Raw genomic sequence first — 21434 nt, forward strand, 5'->3', positions numbered from 1 at the left:
TGCAGAAAATTACATTGAACAAGCTCTAAAAGAAAATAAATAACTACACCCAATAACTAAGCATTCTGACGGCTGGAACCCTTCGACAGGCTCAGGGACCAGTAGTGTTGGAAACTTGGTTTTTATGGGGAATGGTTTTCTTTTTTTAAGTTTTTGGGCAGAGCGTTTGAAAAAGTAGATATTTTTAAGTAATTCGTTGTTCTAATTTACCTTTTTAATGACAGTAACCTTTGATTTAGGCGTTTTTTGGATTCAGATCAAACCGATTTATTATTTTACCTCTAATTGAATGGGGACTGAAATTTTATTTGCGTAGTTACTTTTAGATCAATAAAAAATTTTTGAGCCATCAGGTTCTATTTAATATTAGTTATACCAACAATGAAAAAACTTTTTATATTAATTATTTTCATCCAAATAGCTTCACCTGTTTTTGCTCAAAAAGAAGCGAATAATTGGGCGCTTTCAAATTATCAGCTAGACTTTAATGCAGAGGAGCCTGAAGTGCATTTCGAATATGCTGAATACCTCAATGTGGGATTAGGACTAATAAGCGATGAAAATGGAGATTTGCTGTTTTATTCTGATGGGTATTCTATTTGGAATAAAAATCATCAGTTGATGCCTAACGGATCTGAAGTAATTCCTTCTCCAGAAGGTTTAACTTCCCGAGAGTCATTGGTAATCCCTCACCCTTCAGACAATCAATTGTACTATTTATTTACTGTAGATCCCTGGGAAGGTTTTGAGTCTTCGGGCCTCTATTACTCAGTCATTGATATGAGTCTTGAAGGTGGTTTAGGAGATGTAAAGAGCAAGGGGAAAAAAATATTAGCCAATACCAGCAAACGAATTACAGCCGCACTTCATGAAAATTTAGAAGATTATTGGGTAGTAGTACATGAATACAATACAAACAATTATTATTCCTTCTTGGTTAATTCGGAAGGTGTTTCAAATGTGCCTGTTGTCAGTTCAATAGGAGGAGCCTATGAACTTTTTCAAGGGCAATTGAAGTTTTCTCCCGATGGGAGAAGAATAGCATCCAGCCGAGATTATGACAATTTAAATAATACATCTTTAGATTTATTTGATTTTGACTCTGGCACAGGAAAGTTGACCAATGGAATTAATTTAGTCCTTCCGGCTATGAGAACTAGTTATGGTGTAGCGTTCTCATCAGACGCTAAAAAACTCTACGTAAGCCAAGAGGGTAGTACAGGTGAAAGTGGATTGTATCAGTTTGATCTTGAATTTGTAGACAAGGCATCAATCCAAGATTCTCGAAAGCTTTTGCACAGGGAGGTATTTAATCAATTTCGCTTTTTACAATTGGCAACCAATGGAAAAATCTACATAACCAAAGGCGGAGGTGGAGGTGGAACTGAGCATTTGGGAGTGATATCAAATGTTAATGAAATCGCTGAAAATGTTGTAGTTGAGGAAAATGGTTTTTTTACTGAAGGGGGCTATTCACTTGCCAACGCTACCCCAAACTTTATACAGAATTACTTCTTCAAAACAAGTTTTCTTCAAGAGGGGACCTGTCAATCCTCTCCCACTAATTTTAGAATAACCAATTCATATCTTTTAAAATCAACGCATTGGGATTTTGGAGATGGGGCTACATCCGTAGAGACCAATCCTCAACATACATATATTGAAGCAGGAACTTATGCAGTTACCCTCACAGCTAATTACGCTGATCATTCGGATGTAATTACCAGAGATATAACGATTGATCCATTTCCGGTCCTAGAACTTGGAGAGGCCTTGGAATTGTGTTCTGGCTCCAAATTAACTGTTGAAGATGTATATGCTTCCTATCGTTGGAGTACCGGGGATACGACGCATACAACCAGGGTTAGCCAGACGGGTTATTATTTCCTTGAGGTTACGAATGAGCTTGGATGTATTTCTAAAGATTCGGTATATATTGATGTCGTGGAATTACCGGAGATCAACCTTCCTGATACACTTTCTCTTGGAATTGATCCAGTTGAAATTAATCCTGGACAATTCAATAGTTACGCTTGGAGTACAGGCGAAATCACTCCCTCAATTTTTATTGCGCAGCAAGGTTGGTATTCAATACTTGTGTCAAATGAATTTGGATGTGAATCAGCTAAATCATTTTACGTAAGTGATGATTCTGAAATACAGGAAAAGCCAAATAAATGGATTCGCCTTAACCCGCACCCCTCATCTCTAGCGGGAACTGACATTGTTTTTGTCGATGATTTTTCAGGATTTGTCGTTAACAGTGAGGAGTTGCTTATAACGAAAGACCAAGGGAGTAACTGGGAGAAATTAATGAATTTAGATAATGGTTTTAGGATAAGTTTCAAAGATGGTTATGGGATCATTATAGGTAGTAGAGGGGCAATATACGAATCAACTTATAAAGGAGAAGGGTGGAACCTATTGGAGATAAACCTTAATGATAAGCTCAACAGTATCAGTCAGCTCAGCAAAGAAACCTTTTTCATTACAGGTGATAGCACTTTATATAAAACTTTTGATGGAGGGGTAACCTGGAGTGAATTGGAGATCCCAGATGTGACCGTTGAAGATGCTTATTTTATCAGTGAAAATATAGGCCATGTAGTCTGTAAGAATGGTGTTATTAAGAAAACAATTGATGGTGGAGAGACTTGGTATTTGACGGAAGCTTCAAATACAGCTCCTTCTAATTTTTTCAGGGTCACTTTTGTCAATGAACAAATTGGTTATGCAACACAAGAACATAGTGAAGTATACAAAACTACAGATGGAGGAGAAACATGGCATGAAATAACATCACTTGATGCAGCTTACGCAATACAATTTATTGATAAGAATATTGGGTTTATTGCTGGTGAAGATGGCGTCATTCACAAAACTGAAGATGGTGGAGATACATGGGATTGGCTAGGGTTTGATGGTAGAGAATTCGGAAATAGCCTTTATGGTATTCATTTTATTAACACAAACCTAGGGTTTGCCACAGGGCTAGGTGGTAGAATTATCCGGACTTTTGATGGGGGAAAAACTTGGGAAAACTATAGCATCACTTACGGTGAAATCTCAAACGTAGAAGTTACATCAAATGAAACAGTGTATGTGCATGTGGGTAATGATATCATTAAATCGACAAATCAAGGGGAAGAGCTGATCAACTTGGGTAGTCCCTTTATAGATCAGAAAACACAAGAAATTGACTTTATAAGTAATGAAATTGGGTTTGCCTTAGTAGGTGGCACACCTGGTTCTTCAGGGATTAGTAAAAAGGTTCTAAAAACAGTTGATGGGGGGCTAACATGGTCCTTACAAAATAGGAATGATATTGAATATGGATCTAATGGCCTTATAGCTATGAATTTTATAGATGAAAATACAGGATTCATAAGCGGAAGTAGAGGGCAGATATTTAAAACAGTGGACAGTGGCATTTCATGGACAGAAATTAATTCCCCAGGAGATAGAATTGGAGAATTTCAGTTTACTGATTCGGATATAGGATATGCATCTAACACCTACAGTTACTACAACCGGGTTTTTAAAACAATGGATAAAGGGGAAAATTGGGAGTTGATATATGAAAATTCTGGAGACCCAATTTATGCCATGCATTTTATTGATAATGAAGTTGGTTACCTTATTGGTGATCCGGAATTGGGCTTGCATAAAACCAGTAATGGAGGAGATACATGGGAGGCTATTGATATTCCGAGTGGTTGGTTTAAAGATGTCTATTTCCATAATGAAAACTATGGATTTATTTGTAATGAAAATGGATATGTTTTTGAAACTTTGGATGGAGGCAAAAACTGGGAACCTACAAATGAGCTTTCTGGAATAATGTCTTTTTCAAGCCATCAAAAAGAAATCTATGCGTATGGGGTTAATGGTAATCTTCTTAGAAACAGTATCTTGTTGAGCGATCAGTTTAGGTTGTCTTCACTAAAAGTTGTTGATTTTAGAGATACAAAGACTACTCTTTTAAATACGGAATTGTTGTCAAGCATTGATAAGTTGGCTGTTAGTCTTGAGCTTAGCTCAGAAGGGTCCATCATTGGGCTTTATGAATATGGGATAGTAAATGCAGGGACTGAAAACCTGGAATGGGAATTGACCAACTTGGAAGACAATAGCACTTATTATTGTCGGATTAAAATTGAATTTGGAGACGAGGTGTTTTTCAGCGAGCAAATAATGTTTGACACCTTCCTTTTCGATCCAATTTTGGGTTTAGAAGAAGGTTTTGGAAAAGACATAGTGATTTATCCCAACCCTACTGAAAATTACTTGAAAATAGAGGGATTTGATAACTTGTTAGAAGCCGTACTACTCAATCTAAATGGTGTTGAAATCAAAAAAGAATTGGTAAACCCTTATACTATGGATCTATCAGACATAGCTCCCGGAATTTATATTCTTCTTCTTAATGGGAAAACGCATCATGTGTTTAGGCAAGTAATAGTTCGCTAAAAAAAAACAGTAGGCGACCATGGACAGGCTTTAGCGTAATTAATAAAGTGGATTGCTCTAAAGCCTGAGATTTATCGGTCAGAAATTAATAACCAAGAGACAAAAATAAGCAAGAGGACCTACCTAAAACTGGTAGTTTTCCATACAATTCACATTAAACGGTAAAAATATCCTGTACTTAACACTTCAGGTTTTGATAAGAGGCGACTGATCCTTTGGTTTTTATTGTTACTTTTAAAAGTATTTTTATTGGGTAAAGAATCACCCCCCCCTACGTTTATATGAAGAATTAAAATGAAAAACATGAAATTAAAATTAATCCTACTTTTTGTATGCTGTAATGTTTTTTTACTAAAAGCCTCTCAGGTAGACACGGTCTTTGTGGAAAGTGAATCCATGAGTAAACCCATTGCAAACATTGTCATCCTACCAGACAGTTACGCCAGCCAAAAGGAAAGTTTCCCTGTTTTGTATTTGCTTCATGGGGCAGGTGGAAACCATACGGATTGGATATCCAAAGTGCCTGCCATTAAAGAATATGCAGACCAATACAACATGATAATTGTTTGCCCTGACGGGAATGCCACCAGTTGGTATTTTGACAGCCCTGTGGACGAAAAGATGAGGTATGAAACCTATCTTTCTAAAGAATTAACTGGAACCATAGACAAAACCTACAATACCACAGCCGAAAAATCAGGAAGAGCCATTACAGGTTTAAGCATGGGAGGACATGGGGCCTTTTACCTTGCCTTTAAACATCAGGACATTTGGGGTGCCGCTGGAAGCATGAGTGGGGGACTGGACATTCGTCCATTTCCTAAGAACTGGGATTTAAGCAAACGCCTGGGAGATTACTCCGAGTACAAAGAAAATTGGGAAAACAATACGGTTATTAACCTGGTGTATAAACTCAAAGGAGACAGCTTAAAACTCATTTTTGATTGCGGTGTAGATGATTTCTTTTACGATGCCAATAAACGATTGCATGAAAAATTGATGGAACGAAATATTCCACATGACTATACAGAACGTCCAGGAGGCCACAGTTGGAATTACTGGACCAACTCATTAAAGTACCATTTGCTGTTTTTTGACGATTACTTTAACCAATAAAAACTGCAAATTACAACCCAAAATGAACCTACTATGAAGGTGTTAAACAAAATAAATCTAAGGTGGCTTTCGCCCATTTTTATACTATTGTTTTTGGTGTCAAGCTTAAATGCACAGCATTTACCTTATAAATTGGAAAACCCCATTACCGCAAAGTACCTAAAAAATAACCTGAGTAAAACATCACCTCGGCTTGTCCTGAACAAGGATATAGAGAAGAAGCTGAAGAAAAAATTAAAAACTGATCCAATTGTGCAGAATGTCTATAAAGGCATAAAGCAAAATGCAGAAGCTGTTTTTGAGCAGACGATTATTAACCTGGATATTCCCCTAGAAGAAAGGTCACAGAACAATCAGCTGGATATTTCCAGGGACTTGCTGCATAGGATCAGCATGCTGGCGATGGTTTACCGAATAGAAAAGGATCCTCGCATGCTTGCTCGGATAAATGAGGAGGTTATTGCGGCCTGTAATTTCCCTACCTGGAACCCCAAGCATTTTCTCGATGTAGGAGAAATGTCTCTTGGAATTGCCCTGGCTGTGGATTGGGTAGGGGAGGACTTGCCAGCATCCACCGTAAAGCTGGCTAAAAAAGCCCTGATTGAAAAAGGCATTAATCCAAGTTGGCCGGAAAATGGGGAAGACCCTAATTGGGCTTATGGACATAATAATTGGAATCAGGTATGTAATGGTGGATTGGTAGCGGCAGCGATTGTGGTGGCTGAAGAAGCTCCTGAACTGGCGGCCAAGACCATTCATAGAGCCATTGACGGAATGGCAAACGCCATGGATCAATATGGGCCTGATGGAGTCTATCCTGAAGGTGCTACCTATTGGCGGTATGGAACTTCTTTTTCAGTGGTAACGGCTTCCATATTCGAAAGTGCCTTTGGTACTGATTTTGGAATACTTGAATATCCCGGGTTTAAGGAAAGTGCCCTATTTAGGGTGCTTTCTGACAGTCCTATGGGCCTGTTTTATAATTTTGGAGATTGTGGAGACAATAGCGGAGAAAATGGTGACATTACCTTGGCTTGGTTTGCCTCTAAAACAGGGAACAAAATCTTCTTTGAAAAAGAAAAATTCATGAGACCCTATGAGGAAACGGGGAAATTGTCAAGATTGATGGGGCCTGCATTGGTGTGGATGTCCCAATATGAAGAAAAAGATGAAATGACGGTTCCTTCTGCATGGAGCGGGAATGGAGCAAATCCTGTCGTGTTTTTCACAGGAGGAGACAATGATCCCAATAAATTTTATTTCGGAGGCAAAGGAGGAAGTGGATCGGTGAGTCATGGCAATATGGATGCAGGTTCATTTGTTTTTGAATTGGATGGCGTGCGTTGGAGTATAGACCTGGGAAAAGATAGGTTTTATGGCGTTATTGAGAGGACTGGCTTTAAACTCTGGGGAAGATGTCAGGATTGTGAGCGATGGACACTATTGAATAAGAATAACTTCGGACACAGCACACTTTCTGTAAATAACCAACTTCATGTAGTGGATGGGAAAGCCACCATTATTGATTTTAAAGAAGGAGCAAATCCGGAAGCTACGATTGACTTGTCACCGACCTTTGAGGGACAATTGAAAAGTGCCAAACGAAGGTTTGTAAAAAGCAGTCCCAGGTCACTCTTGATTGAGGACGATATAGTATTGTCCGAGGATGCAGAATTGATCACCTGGCAATTAATTACTCAAGCTGATGTTAAGATTGTTGATGGTGGGGCAATTTTAAGCCAAGATGGGAAAAGCCTAAAAATAGAAAATCTATCCCATCCTGAGTTTAGCATTTCTGTTATTTCGCTCAATCCTCCTCCATTCTATCTGGACACCAAAAAAGACAATCTAAAACGCCTGGAAATTCGGATTCCTGCCTGGACTGTAGAAGGTATGGAAACAAAAATTAGGGTGCAACTTTCCGGGGAATAAGCCATTTTATATGACTAGCGCTGGGTTCTTTTTTCAAGGCTTTTTTTTAGAGGTTTGGGTTTTTACCTGAACCTTTTTTTGGTTTTAAGAATAATCAAGTGGTTGCATGATTACCGCCATTAAACAGCAATAAGTTCCAAATTATAAATCCGAATATATCATAAGTTTTTCAGGACTTTTAAAACATGACTTGATCTTAATATTGTAAGAGAAAATAAAACGGAGGTTAATTGTTTAAGACAAACTTTCAGTTATTCATTCATTAAAAAAAGATTGTTATGTATTGGAGTAAAAGGACTTATGGGTTGATTGCAGGAGCATCGATCTTGGCCATGGCTATAATTGCCATGTTTAGTTATGGTTATGTTTTTGAAAAGTTAATCGTGAAAGGGGATTCAATTGAAACTTTCAACAATCTAAAATCTTCCTATACTATTTTTGTAGCAGCAATTATTGGTTTGGCTGCTATACTTTTATTGGATGTCTTGGTGGCTTGGTCTCTAAATCATTTTTTTAGGGAATTAAACCCCGGACTTTCTCTTTTAACCGCGGTGTTGAGAATTGTTTACGCCGTGGGATTGGCATACGCCATTCTTCAATTGGTACCTATTGTCTCGCTTTTAGGCAGTTCTACTGAAAGACATGGGTTAGTACTGATGAAAATAAAGTCTTTTGAATTAATATGGTTAAAATCTTTAATCATATTTGGTTTTCACCTCATTGGTTTGGGCTTTGTTGTATCTAAAATTAATATTATTTTTAATAAATTTGGTTATTTTATAGTCTTTGCCGGATTATGTTATGTATTGCTCAACCTGGTGAAGGTAACATTCCCATCCCTAGCTGAGGAGATCAAAATGGCAGAGTTGATATTGAGTTTACCTATTGCAATGGCTGAGATTGGCTTAGGGTTTTGGCTACTTTTAAAAGGAGGCAAAGCTTCTTATCAGAAAGGAAAAGAGCAATTGATATGAATTATATTAAAAGGTTTCTCCAAATAATAGGGGTAGCGGTAATGCTTCTGCTTGCCATTTTGATTTTCTCCTTTTTGCAGGAAAGGCACAATCTTGCTTTTCTTAGCATAGAACAAAATGACTCCTTTCAGCAAAACAGCTATTTAATAAAGGATGTGAATATAATCCCTATGTCAGAAGATACACTGCTTAGGAATCAAATGATCTTAATTAAGGAAGGGGTTATTGCAGAGATTTCACACGACATTCCAGCAGGTGATTGGACCATTATTGAAGGCAAAGGAGCTTATATGTTACCGGGATTAATCGATATGCATGTGCATGTTTGGGATGAATATGAATTGGGCTTGTACTTGGCCAATGGGGTTACGGCAGTCAGAAACTTATGGGGGCAGCCCATGCATCTAAGGATGAAAGAAGCCATTCATGAAGAAAAGATAATAGGCCCTTTATTTTTTACCTCCAGCCCTAAATTGACAGGACCTGTTTTTATTGGAGACGACAACCTCCAAATGAGAAGTCCCCAACAGGCCGCTGATAAGGTTAAGGAGTACAAATTGAGAGGGTATGATTTTATTAAAACCTACAATGGATTGACAAAAGATATTTTTGATGCCATAGTCAAAGAGAGTAAGGTACAGGAGCTTGACATAGTGGCCCATCCCAGTTCGGAATTGCCCTATGAATATCATATGGAGACTGAGGCTGTTACGGTGGAGCATGCTGAAGATATTGTCCAACAGCCATTGCATTATCAGCTGGATACCAATAAACTCAATGAGGTAGTTGCTATGTTTAAAGACCATCCTGAGGTCTCATTTTGTCCTACTTTGGTGGTTTTTTATAATATTTATCGCATGTTAGTGGACCGTTCGGTTTTAAATTCCAAGCAGCTGATTTTTATGAACCCATTGATACGAAGGGTAGACAGTAAAGCGCAATTTGATCGGTGGAGCCAAACCAAATCGAACGATGCTACGGTAGTAAAGAGAATTGAGGCACAGCATGATTTTCACTTATTGGCGATAAATAAACTTCATAAGGCCGGGGTAAATATTGTGGCTGGGACGGATGCAGGGATAGGCATTACGCCTGCCGGTTTTTCTATTCATGAGGAACTTAATTTTTACAAACAAGCCGGCTTGTCAAATTTTGAAGTCCTAAAAACAGCCACAATCAATGCATCAAAAACCCATGATTTTTTAGGTAAAGTGGGCACAGTCGAAGTGGGGAAAATAGCTAATTTGGTATTGGTAGAAAATAACCCTCTGGAAAATCTGAATGAATTAAGAAAGCCAAGCAGCGTTTTTATCCAAGGAAGACACCTACCCCAAGAAGTCTTAATAAACTTTAAAAAAAGCGCCATGGAGCGGAACAACTTGATTGTTTCAGGTCTGAAATATTTAGAATATTTATTGGTCGAAAAATGACATTTACAGCCAATACCATTATTTGTCGATGAGCTTTATTCAAACCAATCTAAACTTATCTTTAACCTAACGTCATGAAAAATAAAAGAACTCAATTAATCGTCAGAATTGGATTAGCTCTAGGCACCGTAATTTCCTTATGGTTTGTTCCTTGGGTTTTATTTCTTGCTTGGTTAACGCCTATATCGGATACTATTCAGGAAGAGTTAAACAATGCGCTTTCCCATGATTTTGAAGGAATCATTGTTTATGTCGATAAAGCCGGTCAAGCACCGGGATTTTATGCCGCAGGTTGGCATGACAGAGACAAAAAAATTCCAGCTGATCCAAAGGCATTGTTCAAAATTGCTAGCATCGGCAAATTGTATGAAGCAGTCACCATTGCAAAGCTGGTAAATGACAATCGCCTCTCACTGAATGAATCGTTGGGTAATTATTTACCCGAGCTAGTAGGAAGAATTGAAAATGCGGAAAAAATCACCTTACGCATGCTGGTGCAGCACAGGAGTGGCATACCCAACTATACCAACAGTCCAAATTTTTGGATGGATCCGCCAACAAATGTTCAGGAGACTTTGGATTTGATCCTTGACCAAGCTGCTAATTTTGAGCCGGATGAAGATTATGAATACTCAAATACCAATTATTTACTCCTCTCCCAAATTAAGGAACGGGTTCTCGGAATCAGTAATTTTCAGTGCATTCGTGAAGAGATTCTTAACCCTTTGGGTCTTAACAATACCTTTGCCTCGATTCAGGACGTGAATATAGAAAAATTAATGAGTGGCTATTACAAAGGTGTACCGGAAGATATAAAAGAAGTGAATTACGGTTCCATGGTGGCTACCGCTGAGGATGTGGTCGTGTTTTTACGAGCCTTGAATGATGGATCCCTTTTTGAACCCGGAGGTCAGGAGGTTTATTCTTCTATTTATAAGTATGAGCATACTGGGCTGATTCCCGGCTACCAAAGCATAGCCAAATATCATCCCGATATAGATGCGGTTGTGGTGCAATTTATAAATACTACTGATTTTGAGGGATATCATTGGAGTCTGTCTGAGATTGTTTACAACCGGATTATAAAAATCATTACCCATAAAGAAGAAGATTAATAGGAGGATTTACTTTTAAGAATGGATTGTTTGAATCAATGATTTTTTTATCAATTCTTTTGAAAGGTGTATGAATTAACTGCAGCTTGGAACTTTTGACCTTAACCAATTAACTGTTATCTTTCAACCTCTTGTCATTGGTGGATGGTTTTGGGTAGGGGGCAACGCAAAAGGCTGTTATTAATGCGAATGAGTCATTTTATAAATTGGAAGTGACCTCCATTCATACCGCACCATGGCAAGGCCAGACCCTAATTAAAGAGGTCGTTAGATACTCCCTAAAAGATTTCATCGAGGCTAGGTACAGCTTCTTATAATTTTTGTAAGGACTTTTCATAACCGATCTAATTTGATTTCGACTTATGGTTAATGGCAAGTCAATTTCACAAGTGCCTGATTTATTTTTACTTTTCATAAATTTTGCTTAATATTTTAAGGATTGAGATTGACAATGCGCTCTGAATACTGAGATAACAATCGTTTCAGAACCACTGTATTTTGGGGTTTTTGCCTAACTAACTGGTATTTTATAAGCATTAAAATCATTTAAAATGAAAAATATTTTAGTCCCAGTAGATTTTGACAAAGGGGAAGCATTATTAATTGAAAAGGCATTTCAAATGGCAGATGCTTTTGGTTCCAAATTGTGGTTAATGCATATAGCGGCCCCTGATCCGGATTTTGTTGGGTATGATGTAGGTCCGGAATACATAAGAGAAAGCAGGGCCTCGGAGCTAAGAAAGGAACATCGGCAGATTCAAGCCTACAGTGAGACACTCAAGAAAAGAGGTGTCGCGTCGGAAGGCTTATTGGTTCAGGGAGCTACCATTGAAATGATATTAAAAGAATCGAAAAAGCTGAACGTTGATTTGATCATGGCTGGTCATCATGAACATGGATTTTTTTATAAGGCCTTTGTGGGGAGTGTGTCTGCTGAGATTATCAAAAAATCAAAAATACCTGTCCTTATCGTTCCATTGGACTAGCTTAGAGCCAATCTCCAATAAAAAAGCCCCTTGAAATCAATCAAAGGGCTTTATAATATGTGGGTCCGTGCAATTATAAATGCAAGGCTCTATTGTCTGTGGCTCCCAAACATGCTTCTTTAAAAGCTTCTGTATAGGTAGGGTGTGCATGTGACATTCTTGAGATATCTTCAGCAGAAGCCCGGTATTCCATGGCCACCACTGCCTCAGCAATCATGTCTGCTGCGCGAGGCCCAATCATGTGTACCCCAAGAATCTCATCTGTTTCAGCATCAGCCAAAACCTTCACAAGTCCATCTATATCTCCACTGGCTCTTGCCCTGCCTGAAGCCATGAAAGGGAATTTTCCAGTCTTGAATTTTTTGCCATTTTCTTTGAGCTGCTCTTCAGTATAACCTACGCTCGCTACTTCTGGCCAAGTGTAAACCACACCTGGTATCAGTAAGTAATTGACATGCGGTTTTTGACCAGCTAAGGTTTCAGCTACAAATACGCCTTCTTCTTCTGCTTTATGGGCCAACATGGCTCCTTTCACCACATCTCCGATAGCGTAGATATTGTCAGCGGAAGTTTTTAGGTGTTCGTCAACTTCTACCTGTCCTTTTTCATTGATTTTCACACCTGCAGCAGCAGCGTTCAAACCGTCGGTATAAGGTTTTCTGCCTATGGATACCAGGACATAATCTCCTTTAATGCTGATGGTTTCATTTTTGCTGTTTTCAGCAGAAACGGTAACTTCTTTCCCCTTTCTTTCTACTGCCGTTACTTTGTGTTTCAAAAAGAATTCAAAACCAAGTTTCTTTAGAGACTTTTGAAGCTCCTTGCCCATGGTTTTGTCCATCGTTGGGATAATGCCATCCATGTACTCAACTACGGATACCTTAGCGCCTAATCTTGCGTAAACAGACCCCAATTCAAGACCAATAACACCACCACCTATAATGACCAGGTGTTTTGGAATTTCTTTAAGTTCAAGTGCCTCAGTAGAGGTGATGATACGCTCTTTATCTAAAGAGATAAATGGAAGGCTAGTAGGTTTAGAACCAGTGGCAATAATGGTGTTTTTTGCCGTTAACTCTTCCGTTTTGCCATCCTCTTTAGTGACAATAATGGTGTTTTTATCTTTGAAAGAACCGATGCCTTGGTGAACATCGATTTTATTTTTCTTCATTAGGTATTGAATACCATCCACGTTTTGACTTACTACTTCACGCTTTCTGCTAACCATTTGCTTGAAATTGACTTTCAAGGAACTAAGGTCTATACCATGATTTTTAAAAGTATGGGCAGCATTGTGATAGTGTTCTGAAGAATCCAGAAGTGCTTTTGAAGGGATACATCCTACATTCAGGCAAGTACCTCCAAGAGTAGAGTATTTTTCTATAATAGCGGTTTTCATGCCCAGTTGTGCAGCTCTAATTGCAGCTACATAGCCTCCAGGTCCAGATCCGATTACGATTAAATCATACATTATATATCATCTTTTAGAACCATGCCGATCTTTGATTTATAGGCAGGTAATATTTCTAATAAGTTTTAAATTCCCAACATTAATCTTGCAGGATCTTCAAGAAGCTCTTTCATTCGAACTAAGAAGCTAACAGACTCTCTACCATCAATGATTCTATGGTCATAAGACAAAGCAAGGTACATCATTGGAAGAATCTTAACCTCTCCATTTACGGCCATTGGTCTTTCTACGATATTGTGCATTCCCAGGATTGCTGCTTGAGGAGCATTAATAATAGGAGTAGACATCATCGAACCAAATATACCACCATTGGTTAGGGTGAAAGTTCCACCTGTCATTTCATCGATGGATAACTTACCGTCACGCGCTTTAACAGCCAGACGAACAACTTCTTTTTCTACACCGGAGAAAGATAGGTTTTCCGCATTTCTGATTACAGGTACAACCAATCCTTTTGGAGAAGAAACTGCAATTGAAATGTCACAGTAATCATGATAAATGATCTCGTTTCCGTCAATTTGAGCATTTACTGCCGGCCATTCCTGAAGGGCAACACATGCTGCTTTGGTGAAAAAAGACATAAAGCCAAGGTTAACTTCATACCTCTCTTTAAATTTGTCTTTGTATTGTTTTCTGATGTCCATGATTGGTTTCATGTTGACCTCATTAAAGGTGGTCAGCATGGCCGTTTCATTTTTCACAGAGACCAATCTTCTGGAAATGGTTTTTCTTAGAGAGGTCATTTTCTCTCTTCTTTCTCCACGTTCACCTTTTACTGCTGTGTCTTTGACATCTGCAGAGGCAGGTTTAGAAGTACTTTTAGCTGCTGCTGGAGCTGCTGGTTTTGCTTTCTCTGCTTTTTCAGCATCTTCCTTAGTGATCCTACCGTCTTTTCCAGTACCCTTTACACTGGCAGGGTCTATTCCTTTTTCCGATAAGATTTTACTTGCAGCAGGTGAGGCATGACCTGTAGCATAAGTCTCATTGCTGCTTGTGTTTTTATTACCGCTATCAATTGCTGCCGTATTTGAAACAGTTACATCAGCTGTTTCTGGAGCTCCATCAGTCACCTCAATTTTACAAATCAGGCCGCCGATCTCTAAAGTATCACCTTCACCGGCCACCTGTCTTAGAATTCCTGATGCTTCAGCAGGAAGTTCAAAGGTGGCCTTGTCAGAATCCACTTCGGCTATTATTTCATCCAATTCCACATAATCGCCATCGGATTTGATCCAAGAAGCCAAAGTGACCTCAGTAATCGATTCTCCTACTGCAGGTACGTGCATTTCTTTTACCTCTCCTGTGCTTTTGGCAGGTGCAGCTGTTTGGTTTGGTTGACTGTCTTCTTCAGTAGACTCAGTTGTTTTTGGGCTTTCTACTTCCTTTCCTTCTGTGTCAATTTCACAAATTACAGCTCCAATTTCAAGTGTATCACCTTCCTCAGCTTTGGTGAAAAGCACTCCTGATGCCTCTGCTGTAAGCTCAAAAGTAGCCTTGTCGGATTCCAGTTCGCAAATGACTTCATCCATTTCTACAAATTCACCATCTTTTTTAAACCATTGACCTATGGTTACTTCGGTGATGGATTCTCCTACTGCAGGGACTTTGATTACTATACTCATCGGTTATTTGATTTTTTCCCGTTATTAAAATGCTTCCGGGTCGAATTTCAATATTTTAGATATAAATGATAATAGAAATGGGAAATTAAGGATTTATTTTCAAAGCTTTTTCCAAAATTTGTTTTTGTTCTATCAGATGCACTTTATGGTATCCTGTTGCCGGCGAAGCACTTGGCTTTCTAGCGATGACATCCATGGCCAAATCTTTATAAAGATTTCTGACAATGAAGGCCCAGTATCCCATATTTTCCGGCTCTTCCTGAAGCCAAACTGTTTCTACATCTTTTTTGTAAGCCTTTAATGCTTCGAGAATTTGATTTTTTGGCAGCGGATGAAGTTGTTCCACACGAATAATGGCTACATCTTCAATTTTCTCCTTCTCCCTCATTTCAATCAATTCATAGTAGATTTTTCCTGAGCAAAGTACCACCCTGTTTACCTTTTTAGGGGTGGTGGTTTCGTCCAATAAAATCTCTCTGAAATTACCACTGGTAAATTCACTTAATGGTGAAATTACTTTTGGATGACGAAGCAATGATTTTGGAGACATCACTATGCATGGCTTCCTGAAATTCCAAGCTAGTTGACGGCGAAGAAGGTGGAAGAAATTGGAAGGTTCTGTAATATTGGCAACGATGATATTGTATTCTGCAGCCAATTGTAAAAACCTTTCAGGTCTTGCATTGGAATGTTCTGGTCCTTGTCCTTCATATCCATGAGGTAAAAGCATTACCAAACCATTCATTTTCTGCCATTTCGATTCACCTGAAGTGATGAATTGGTCGATCATGGTTTGTGCACCATTGGCAAAATCACCAAATTGAGCTTCCCATATGTTTAGCGCATTTGGGTTGGCCATGGAATATCCATATTCAAAGCCCAGTACTGCATACTCTGACAATAAGGAGTTATAGATATAGAACTTACCTTTACTGTCCTTTAATTCCTTTAAGGAGTCATAAGGTTTGTTGGTATTTGCATCATGAACTACAGCATGCCTATGTGAAAAGGTGCCTCGCTCACAATCCTGACCAGTCATTCTGACGGTCTTGCCATCAAGCAATAAAGAACCATATGCCAAAAGTTCTGCCGCAGCCCAGTTGAGTGTTTTGCTTTGGAAAAACATCTCTTTCCTTTGCTTGAGCTGTGCTTCTATTTGTTTGATTGGTTTAAATCCTTTAGGAAGAATGGTCAAAGCTTCTGCCACTTTTTCAATGGCTTCCTTGCTTATGGATGTATTCGGAGATTTTTCAAAATCTTCTGGTTTGGAATAATCCAATGCTTTCCATGCCTTTTCAAATGGTGAAATGGTGTAGGGAAGTGGTTTTACCTTTACCATAGCCAATCTGTCTTGAAGCAATTGACGGAATTCTTTGTCCATTTGCTTGGCAAGCTTGGCATCTACCTGGCCCCTGTCCAATAGGGTTTTATTGTAAATCTCTCGTGGATTAGGATGTTTCGAGATGATATTGTACAATTCCGGCTGGGTAAATTTGGGCTCGTCAGACTCATTGTGTCCATGTCTTCTGTAGCAAACCATGTCAATAAATATGTCCTGATTGAATTTTTGACGGAATTCAACAGCAATTTTCGCTGCAAATACCACCGCTTCAGGATCATCACCATTGACGTGAATAACAGGTGCATCAATTATCTTGGCCACATCTGTGCTGTAGATAGAGCTTCTTGCATCATCAAAATCTGTAGTAAAACCTACCTGATTGTTAATTACAAAATGGATGGTTCCACCTGTGTTATAGCCTTTTAGATTGGCCATCTGGGTGACTTCATAGACGATACCTTGTCCTGCTACAGCCGAATCCCCATGGATAAGAATTGGAATTACCTTGTCCTCATCTCCTTTATAATGGTCGTCTATTTTAGCCCTGACAAATCCTTCTACAACTGGGTTTACAGCCTCTAAGTGAGAAGGATTAGGAGCCAATTTTAAGATCATTAATTTACCATTGGTGGTAGGTACTTCCGAAGAGAAGCCCATGTGGTATTTTACATCACCATCTCCCATGGTTAAGTCTGGCGTAGCAGTACCTTCAAATTCAGAGAAAATCTGTTCGTAGGTCTTGCCCATTACATTGGCCAGAACATTCAGACGTCCCCTGTGGGCCATTCCTATCATCATCTCTTCCACTCCTAAATCTGATGCTTTATTAATCAATGCATCAAGGAATGGAATGGTGCTTTCTCCGCCTTCTAATGAGAACCTTTTTTGACCTATATATTTGGTATGCAAGAAGTTTTCAAAAACTACTGCTTCATTTAATTTGAATAGAATTCTCTTTTTCTCCTCTAGAGGAGGGTTGAATTCCAGAGATTCTTTTTCTACAATTATCCTAAACCAATCCAGCATTTCAGGATCCCTTATGTACATGTACTCAAAGCCCATTGAGCCTTCATATATGATTTTGAGGGAATCAATTATTTTGGAAAGTTTGGCATCGCCTATTCCAATTTCATTTCCTGCTTGAAAGACGGTATCTAAGTCTGATTTTTCCAAACCAAAATCACTCAAGTCCAACAAAGCACGTCGATCTCTTCTTTCTCTTACAGGATTGGTTTTAGACCTAAGGTGACCCCTGGATCTGTAAGCATGGATCATTGCCCTTACCTTTATTTCCTTGGGTAATTGCTCCATGTCCATAATAGTGCCCTTTGTGGCCAAGTTGCCATTTAAAGGAGCTTGATTACCTGAAGCAGTCTCTCGGGTTTCTTCTTCACCAAATTTGTTTATGGCGAAATCGAATCCATCAAAAAAAGCTTTCCAACTGCTGTCTATTGCTTCGGGGTCTTTTTTATAATCCTCATATAGCTCATCTATGTAAGCAACATGGGCATTGGAAATATAAGAGTATTTATCCATGGGGTTATTTAATATATTGCGCTCCAAAATTAGGTTAATATGTTATTTAATAAAAACCGCTTATGCGGATTAGCGAATATCTCTGATTATCAGGAGTGTTTAATTTATGATACCATATAAAAGTTTGCCTTTTCTTACTTGGTAAAATTTAATTCTTATCCAGTGGGTTTTATAAAAGTTGCTTCTGATTGTTTTGGCTAGTTTTCCGGAATTAATAAGAATTCTTGTTATGTTTTTTTTATTGGGAATGATTTTATCACGTTTTATGTCTCTGAAAATCTAGTATTTGCTTTAATTAACCGGTATAGGTGAAATCAAGAGGGTTTTCATATATAAATTGAAAATTTGTGTTCTTCCATTTTTCCACCGAAATCTTCTTCCATGCCTGAGTTTCCTTCTTTGAATAAGATGCAGGAGCAGGGAAGCCCAAGTCAGCTGCATTCTTTTCAAAGATTTCCCGCTTGTTTGGATGTTCAGGACAAACAATATTGTACGTTTCATTCCATAACTTGTTTTCAACCAGCCAGAGAATTGCCCTTGCAGCATCTTTTCGGTGAATGTAGTTCACCGGATGTTGTCCTGCAACATTTTCTTTTCCTGAAAAATATTTCCCTGGGATTCTGTCATCCCCCAATAAACCTCCAAAACGAACAATTGTTAAATCATAGGTTTTGTCTTCTCTTAATATTTTTTCAGCATTGAATAGTGCTAGGTTTCCAGTATTGCCCGCATCAAGAGGGTCAGACTCTTTTGCAATTTGATTCTGGCTGGGATAAATTGAGGTTGCGCTAATGTAAATGATTTGTTTGATGCCATGCTTTATGGCCATGGACTTGATAATTTCGATCTGACGTGGATGGTAATCAGAAGGCTTTCTTCTGGTAGAAGGAGGGATGTTGATAAATAAGATGTCTGTATCGAAAATTTTCTCTGGGGGCGGACCGACTAATTCTGGTGATAAAATCAGTTGTTCACAGGCAATGCCTTGATCAGCCAATGAATGCAATTTATCAAGGCTTCTTGTAGTTCCTTTTACGATTTCTCCTGATTCCTGTAAGGCCTTGGCCAAAGGAAGACCTAGCCATCCAAGCCCAATTATACTAATAGTCATTAGCTCCGTTTGTCGTTTTGGTGAAATGTCTTCTTAAAAGTATTTTAACCCGGATTCAGCAATAAGGTTCGTGAAACCTGTCCCATTTTGAAGGAAATTGATTTAATTAATAGAAAATTGCTGTATTTGGTGATTGAGGAAGGCGATGCTTAAATAGCATAGGGCTAGCTAATTTTATATTGTTCCTTATAAAAGATTGTAGATTCAATTGCCTATAACTTAAAAACTCCATTCACCTAAAAGTATTTCAACCTAAATAAAGGAAGTGGAAATACTAGATAGTTGAATGGAGTTCAACGAAATTAATAGCTACTTATGATTAAATGGACTTTTCAAAAAGAATTCAATCTGGCTGTTATTAGCCTTTAACGTATTCTTCCGATCATTTTCTTTTTTATTTTTTTGGGGCCGTCCCGAATACGTAATCCCAAATAGGTGTACTTACACCAAAGGCTACATCTGGATCTTTGTAATGGTGAATGGCATGATTCACCCATAGAACTTTCAAGAAGTTTTTAGGTGGCTGAAAAGCATGCACGATATAGTGAACACCTAAATAAGAAGCGTATCCTACTAAAAATCCTGGAAGAAAATACAGTGAAAAATCTCCCATCAGGAAGCTGAATAGGAAATAAAGAATTACTGCATAGAGTCCGGAAATAAAAGGCGGCATGGCTAATCTATCCTTGTCTTTAGGGTAGTCATGATGAACCCCATGTACGTTGTACTGCAGTTTGTCTTTGAATTTAGTATCCGGAACCATATGGTAAAGGTACCTATGGAGAAGGTATTCCACCAATGTGAAAGTGAAATAACCCCCAAGAAAAAGTGCTAAAGCTAATGTAAATGAGATAGAGGTTGTTGAAATACCAATATAGAAAGCGTATAAGCCAACCCCTAAAAATAAGGCGATTGGTATACTGATATGCGTTCTGCTCAAGCGTTCCAAAACTGGGTTGGTGAACATTTGGGCTGTTCCGCTATTGTCGGGCCGGTCCAATCTTCCAATTTTTTTCATTTCATGGTTGTGGTTTTATCCAACATCTTATTCAATTATTATGCCTACTTTATTGAAAAGTAAGGCAATTTAATGCTATTTGTATTCTAACGTTACTATTGAGGTAAGTAGTTTCATTTTTAGCAGTTAATTAAAACTGATTTTTATCATTATTTTAGAGCTACTTGCATTTTTTCTATGGTTTTTTGGTAAAAAGCTTCATAAAGTGGAAGGATAGCTGAAACATCAAATAATTTTGCACGTGCCAATGCGTTTTTCTTGAAATTTGATAAATTTTCGTCAGCAAGGATAAATTTTGCTTTTGCTGTCATTGTTTCAATGTCACCTACTTCACATAAGAAGCCAGTTTCGCCTTCGATATTTAACTCGGGAATTCCGCCTACATTACTTGTTAAAAGAGGGACCTCACAGGCCATGGCTTCCAAAGCTGCCAAACCAAAGCTTTCTTTTTCGGAAGGCATTAGAAATAGATCTGCTACTGACAATACTTCTTCAACAGCCTCGAGTTTTCCTAGAAAACGAACATCCTCACAAGTTCCTAATTCTCTACAAAGCCTTTCCATCTTGTCTCTTTCAGGTCCATCACCTACAAGTAATAGCTTTGAGGGAATGGATTTTCTCACCTCGTAAAAGACTTTAATTACATCCTGAACACGTTTTACTTTCCTGAAATTGGACGTATGAACCATCAATTTTTCATCATTAGGGCAGATGGCTTTTTTAAAATGATCTTTTTTCTGTCTCTTAAATCTAGAAAGGTCAATGAAATTGGGGATGACTTCAATGTGGTTGTCCACATCAAAATGCATATGCGTGGCCTTTTTAAGGTCTTCAGAAACTGCCGTAACTCCATCAGATTCGTTGATGCTAAAAGTGACCACGGGCTCATAACTGGGGTCTTTACCTACCAGGGTTATGTCTGTGCCATGAAGGGTAGTGACCACGGGGATGGTTATACCCTGTCTTTTTAATATCTGTTTTGCCATATAGGCAGCAGAAGCATGCGGTATGGCATAATGAACATGTAAAAGGTCCAAATCTTCATACTTGACCACATTCACCATTTTACTCGCTAATGCAAGTTCATATGGGGCATGCTCAAAAAGAGGATAGCTTTTAATGTCTACTTCGTGGTAATATAAATTCTCACTAAAAAAATCCAGCCGTGTAGGTTGGCTGTAGGTTATAAAATGAATTTGATGACCTTTTGCAGCAAGGGCTTTACCCAATTCAGTGGCAACTACACCACTACCACCAAAGGTGGGGTAACATACTATCCCAATTTTCATTTTAAATTTATTTGATGAGATT

General features: G+C 38.5%; 13 protein-coding genes. 7 read left to right on the forward strand and 6 right to left on the reverse strand.

The genetic code is table 11. The features are described 5' to 3' along the window. The first annotated feature begins 381 nt into the window (after nucleotides 1–381). From AC13EX_RS07285 to AC13EX_RS07315, 7 genes are all read left to right on the forward strand, one after another. Entirely contained in the window at nucleotides 382–4470 is a 4089-nt protein-coding gene (locus AC13EX_RS07285) for a YCF48-related protein (protein ID WP_482892149.1), read from the forward strand. A 303-nt stretch (nucleotides 4471–4773) separates the two neighbouring features. Next, nucleotides 4774–5586, forward strand: coding sequence for an alpha/beta hydrolase (locus AC13EX_RS07290; RefSeq protein ID WP_482892150.1), 813 nt, complete (start codon nucleotides 4774–4776; stop codon nucleotides 5584–5586). A 33-nt stretch (nucleotides 5587–5619) separates the two neighbouring features. Beyond that, nucleotides 5620–7518 (forward strand): heparinase II/III domain-containing protein, encoded by a 1899-nt coding sequence (locus tag AC13EX_RS07295; RefSeq protein ID WP_482892151.1) that lies wholly within the window; start codon nucleotides 5620–5622, stop codon nucleotides 7516–7518. Nucleotides 7519–7796: 278 nt separating this feature from the next. Continuing rightward, a complete protein-coding gene (locus AC13EX_RS07300) occupies nucleotides 7797–8492 on the forward strand; it encodes a DUF4386 domain-containing protein (protein ID WP_482892152.1) in 696 nt (231 codons plus the stop codon). Continuing rightward, nucleotides 8489–9922, forward strand: a complete 1434-nt coding sequence (locus AC13EX_RS07305; RefSeq protein ID WP_482892153.1) for an amidohydrolase family protein — start codon at nucleotides 8489–8491, stop codon at nucleotides 9920–9922. The genes AC13EX_RS07300 and AC13EX_RS07305 overlap by 4 nt, the downstream gene beginning before the upstream one ends. 74 nt (nucleotides 9923–9996) lie before the next feature. Continuing rightward, nucleotides 9997–11037 (forward strand): serine hydrolase domain-containing protein, encoded by a 1041-nt coding sequence (locus tag AC13EX_RS07310; RefSeq protein WP_482892154.1) that lies wholly within the window; start codon nucleotides 9997–9999, stop codon nucleotides 11035–11037. Nucleotides 11038–11588: 551 nt separating this feature from the next. Then, on the forward strand, nucleotides 11589–12023 hold the full coding sequence (locus AC13EX_RS07315) for a universal stress protein (RefSeq protein WP_482892155.1): 435 nt from the start codon (nucleotides 11589–11591) through the stop codon (nucleotides 12021–12023). 73 nt (nucleotides 12024–12096) lie between these two features. Here the strand turns inward: AC13EX_RS07315 and lpdA are convergent, their stop codons facing one another. The 6 genes from lpdA to bshA form a co-directional block, all read right to left on the reverse strand. After that, the gene (gene lpdA / locus AC13EX_RS07320; protein ID WP_482892156.1) at nucleotides 12097–13494 is read right to left on the reverse strand and encodes a dihydrolipoyl dehydrogenase; all 1398 of its coding nucleotides are present in this window, start codon (nucleotides 13492–13494) and stop codon (nucleotides 12097–12099) included. Between the two features lie 65 nt (nucleotides 13495–13559). Further along, entirely contained in the window at nucleotides 13560–15116 is a 1557-nt protein-coding gene (odhB, locus tag AC13EX_RS07325) for a 2-oxoglutarate dehydrogenase complex dihydrolipoyllysine-residue succinyltransferase (RefSeq protein ID WP_482892157.1), read from the reverse strand. A gap of 85 nt (nucleotides 15117–15201) precedes the next feature. Further along, nucleotides 15202–17994 carry a 2-oxoglutarate dehydrogenase E1 component gene (locus AC13EX_RS07330; protein WP_339713296.1) on the reverse strand — a complete coding sequence of 931 codons (2793 nt, stop codon included), beginning with the start codon at nucleotides 17992–17994 and terminating at the stop codon, nucleotides 15202–15204. 295 nt (nucleotides 17995–18289) lie between these two features. Then, nucleotides 18290–19105, reverse strand: a complete 816-nt coding sequence (locus tag AC13EX_RS07335) for an NAD(P)H-binding protein (RefSeq protein ID WP_482892158.1) — start codon at nucleotides 19103–19105, stop codon at nucleotides 18290–18292. 394 nt (nucleotides 19106–19499) lie between these two features. Continuing rightward, a complete protein-coding gene (locus AC13EX_RS07340; protein ID WP_048642147.1) occupies nucleotides 19500–20123 on the reverse strand; it encodes a sterol desaturase family protein in 624 nt (207 codons plus the stop codon). Between the two features lie 149 nt (nucleotides 20124–20272). Next, a complete protein-coding gene (gene bshA, locus AC13EX_RS07345) occupies nucleotides 20273–21412 on the reverse strand; it encodes an N-acetyl-alpha-D-glucosaminyl L-malate synthase BshA (protein ID WP_048642148.1) in 1140 nt (379 codons plus the stop codon). Between the last annotated feature and the right edge of the window lie 22 nt (nucleotides 21413–21434).

Source organism: Cyclobacterium sp. L-R, assembly GCF_056859355.1.

What these genes read in the sequence shown, in the direction of transcription:
- AC13EX_RS07290 (WP_482892150.1), top strand. Translation starts at nt 4,774, where the DNA reads ATGAAATTAAAATTAATCCTACTTTTTGTATGCTGTAATGTTTTTTTA.
- AC13EX_RS07305 (WP_482892153.1), top strand. Translation starts at nt 8,489, where the DNA reads ATGAATTATATTAAAAGGTTTCTCCAAATAATAGGGGTAGCGGTAATG.
- AC13EX_RS07285 (WP_482892149.1), top strand. Translation starts at nt 382, where the DNA reads ATGAAAAAACTTTTTATATTAATTATTTTCATCCAAATAGCTTCACCT.
- AC13EX_RS07300 (WP_482892152.1), top strand. Translation starts at nt 7,797, where the DNA reads ATGTATTGGAGTAAAAGGACTTATGGGTTGATTGCAGGAGCATCGATC.
- AC13EX_RS07335 (WP_482892158.1), bottom strand. Translation starts at nt 19,105, where the DNA reads ATGACTATTAGTATAATTGGGCTTGGATGGCTAGGTCTTCCTTTGGCC.
- odhB (WP_482892157.1), bottom strand. Translation starts at nt 15,116, where the DNA reads ATGAGTATAGTAATCAAAGTCCCTGCAGTAGGAGAATCCATCACCGAA.
- AC13EX_RS07295 (WP_482892151.1), top strand. Translation starts at nt 5,620, where the DNA reads ATGAAGGTGTTAAACAAAATAAATCTAAGGTGGCTTTCGCCCATTTTT.
- bshA (WP_048642148.1), bottom strand. Translation starts at nt 21,412, where the DNA reads ATGAAAATTGGGATAGTATGTTACCCCACCTTTGGTGGTAGTGGTGTA.
- lpdA (WP_482892156.1), bottom strand. Translation starts at nt 13,494, where the DNA reads ATGTATGATTTAATCGTAATCGGATCTGGACCTGGAGGCTATGTAGCT.
- AC13EX_RS07340 (WP_048642147.1), bottom strand. Translation starts at nt 20,123, where the DNA reads ATGAAAAAAATTGGAAGATTGGACCGGCCCGACAATAGCGGAACAGCC.
- AC13EX_RS07315 (WP_482892155.1), top strand. Translation starts at nt 11,589, where the DNA reads ATGAAAAATATTTTAGTCCCAGTAGATTTTGACAAAGGGGAAGCATTA.
- AC13EX_RS07330 (WP_339713296.1), bottom strand. Translation starts at nt 17,994, where the DNA reads ATGGATAAATACTCTTATATTTCCAATGCCCATGTTGCTTACATAGAT.
- AC13EX_RS07310 (WP_482892154.1), top strand. Translation starts at nt 9,997, where the DNA reads ATGAAAAATAAAAGAACTCAATTAATCGTCAGAATTGGATTAGCTCTA.